Here is a 2,857-nt window from a genome sequence, read left to right as displayed (position 1 = left end):
GACACCCCGACCCCTCCCGCCCACAGACAAGACGATCATGCCATCCCGACCACTACAGACCGCCGCTTTGCGGATTTCCCAACGGAGTCCTTCAGCCCGAGGAGCATGTCAACAGACTCTCTGGCTCGACCACGGCACCGACCCGGTCGACGCCGAGTCCGCCTACCTGCTGATGCCCGGCGCCTCCCGCCGTAGCGTCGCCGCCCGCGCGGCCGACCGGCACTGGCTGACCGTGCTCGCCAATACAGCCGCCGCGCAGGCGGTCGCCGTCCACTCGCTGGGGCTGAGCGCCGCCAATTTCTGGCAGCCGGGTGCGGCCGGTCCGCTCTCCGTCACAGCTGCGGCGAGTGTGCTCGTACGGGAGGGGCGGCGTTCGACGACGGTGTGCGTCAGCGGGCCCGACCGGAGCGGTGCGCCGGTGGACGTCGTCTGGGAGCGGCCGGTCCGGGAGGTCGTCTCGGCGGACCCGGGGATCGAGGTACGCGCCACCGGCCGGCGGCTGGTGCTGAGGGTCGAACCGGGAACGGAGGGAGGCACCCTGCGGTGTGAGGTCCGGTAGGCGCCGGGGCTCAGGAGGAGTCGGGGCGCACGGCCGGGGTACTCTCGCGGCACTCCGCCGTGTGTCCCGCCCCGGTGACCGGTGGGGGAGCGGGGCGGGACCGGCCGGAAGCCGTCCGCGAGGGCCGGGACCGCCCGACCGGACCACACTCCGAGGCTGACACTTGTGTGCAGCAGACCACAGTGACCTTTTGTCGGACCTGCACAAAGACGGACCGGTAAGGGCTGGTACTTCGCCTGTGTGCCTCCAAGGTTCTGTAAGGCTCCACCAGGAAACAGGTCAGGAGACTGTACGGAGTCGACGGCAGATTTACTTGCCCGGCTTCGTAGGGTCGGTACATGACCGTTGTGGACGAAACCCCGGGCGAGCCGAGTGACACCCGTGGCCGTGTGGCCGAACTGCTGGCGCTGCGTGAGCAGGCCCGGCGCGGACCGAGCGACCGTGCGACCGAGGCGCAGCACGCCAAGGGCAAGCTGACGGCGCGTGAGCGCATCGAGCTGCTGGTCGACCCGGGTTCGTTCAAGGAAGTCGAGCAGCTTCGCCGGCACCGGGCGACCGGCTTCGGCCTGGAGCAGAAGAAGCCCTACACGGACGGTGTCATCACCGGCTGGGGCACGGTGGAGGGCCGCACGGTCTTCGTCTACGCACACGACTTCCGGATCTTCGGCGGCGCACTGGGCGAGGCCCACGCCACCAAGATCCACAAGATCATGGACATGGCCATCTCGGCGGGCGCGCCGCTGGTCTCGCTGAACGACGGCGCGGGCGCTCGTATCCAGGAGGGCGTCTCGGCGCTGGCCGGGTACGGCGGCATCTTCCAGCGCAACACGCGGGCCTCCGGTGTCATCCCGCAGATCAGCGTGATGCTCGGCCCGTGCGCGGGCGGCGCGGCCTACAGCCCGGCGCTGACCGACTTCGTGTTCATGGTCCGTGAGACCTCCCAGATGTTCATCACCGGACCGGACGTCGTGAAGGCGGTCACCGGTGAGGAGATCAGCCAGAACGGCCTCGGCGGCGCCGATGTGCACGCGGAGACCTCGGGCGTCGCGCACTTCGCGTACGACGACGAGGAGACCTGCATCGCCGAGGTCCGCTACCTCATCGGGATGCTGCCGTCCAACAACCGGGAGAACCCGCCCACCGTGGCGAGCGACGACCCGGCCGACCGGCGCGGCGACACCCTGCTGGACCTGGTGCCGGCGGACGGCAACCGCCCGTACGACATGCACAAGGTCATCGAGGAGCTCGTCGACGACGGCGACTACCTGGAGATCCACGAGCGCTGGGCCCGCAACATCATCTGCGCCCTGGCCCGTCTGGACGGCCAGGTCGTCGGCATCGTCGCCAACCAGCCGCAGTCCCTCGCCGGTGTCCTGGACATCGAGGCGTCGGAGAAGGCGGCCCGGTTCGTCCAGATGTGTGATGCATTCAACATTCCCATCATCACTCTTTTGGACGTACCCGGCTTTCTGCCCGGGGTGGATCAGGAGCACGGTGGAATCATTCGGCACGGTGCGAAGCTTCTCTACGCGTACTGCAACGCCACCGTGCCGAGGATCTCGCTGATCCTGCGCAAGGCCTACGGCGGTGCGTACATCGTGATGGACAGCCAGTCCATCGGTGCGGATCTGACCTACGCCTGGCCGACCAACGAGATCGCGGTGATGGGCGCCGAAGGTGCCGCCAACGTCATCTTCCGTCGGCAGATCGCCGACGCCGAGGACCCGGAAGCCATGCGGAACCGCATGGTCAAGGAGTACAAGGCCGAACTGATGCATCCGTACTACGCCGCCGAGCGTGGCCTGGTCGACGACGTCATCGACCCTGCCGAGACCCGCGAGGTGCTGATCGCCTCGCTCGCCATGCTCCGCTCCAAGCACGCCGACCTGCCGTCCCGCAAGCACGGCAACCCCCCGCAGTAGTCCGCAGCCGCAGCAACCCTGCCGAGCCCGCGAAGACCTGCCGAGAAGACGGAGAAACCACCCATGAGCACTGCCGCCGAGTCCGTGCTGCGTGTCGAGAAGGGTCTTGCCGACCCCGAGGAGCTGGCCGCCATAACCGCGGTCCTGCTCGCCCGCGCCGCTGCCCAGCCCGCAGCGGTCCCGGCCCACCGCGGCCGCAACACCGCCGGTTGGCGCCGCCTGGAACGCACCCCGGGCTTCCGCGCCCCGCACTCCTGGCAGGGCTGACAGACGCTCTCATGCGTGAGGCCCCGCACTCCTTCGGGAGTGCGGGGCCTCACGCATTGCGCGACTTTCCGCCACGCTCTGTCCTCGGACGCCGGACGGGCTCGAACAT

Annotated in this window: 3 protein-coding genes; all 3 read left to right on the top strand. The window is 69.0% G+C overall.

Translation table 11 applies throughout. The annotated features are described in order from the left end of the window. Positions 1–559: polysaccharide lyase beta-sandwich domain-containing protein (locus ABTZ94_RS37195; protein WP_351207841.1), on the top strand; the 559-nt coding region annotated here is incomplete at its 5' end. A 338-nt stretch (positions 560–897) separates the two neighbouring features. Further along, positions 898–2,481: an acyl-CoA carboxylase subunit beta gene (locus ABTZ94_RS37190; RefSeq protein WP_351207839.1), complete on the top strand. Its 1,584-nt coding sequence runs from the start codon at positions 898–900 to the stop codon at positions 2,479–2,481. Positions 2,482–2,544: 63 nt separating this feature from the next. Then, positions 2,545–2,748: an acyl-CoA carboxylase subunit epsilon gene (locus ABTZ94_RS37185; protein ID WP_351207837.1), complete on the top strand. Its 204-nt coding sequence runs from the start codon at positions 2,545–2,547 to the stop codon at positions 2,746–2,748. Positions 2,749–2,857 lie beyond the last annotated feature (109 nt).

This window comes from Streptomyces sp. NPDC002785 (genome assembly GCF_040295565.1).
GTDB lineage: Bacteria > Actinomycetota > Actinomycetes > Streptomycetales > Streptomycetaceae > Streptomyces.
Note: the sequence above shows the minus strand (reverse complement) of the source record. Positions and strands in the feature narration are given on the sequence as shown.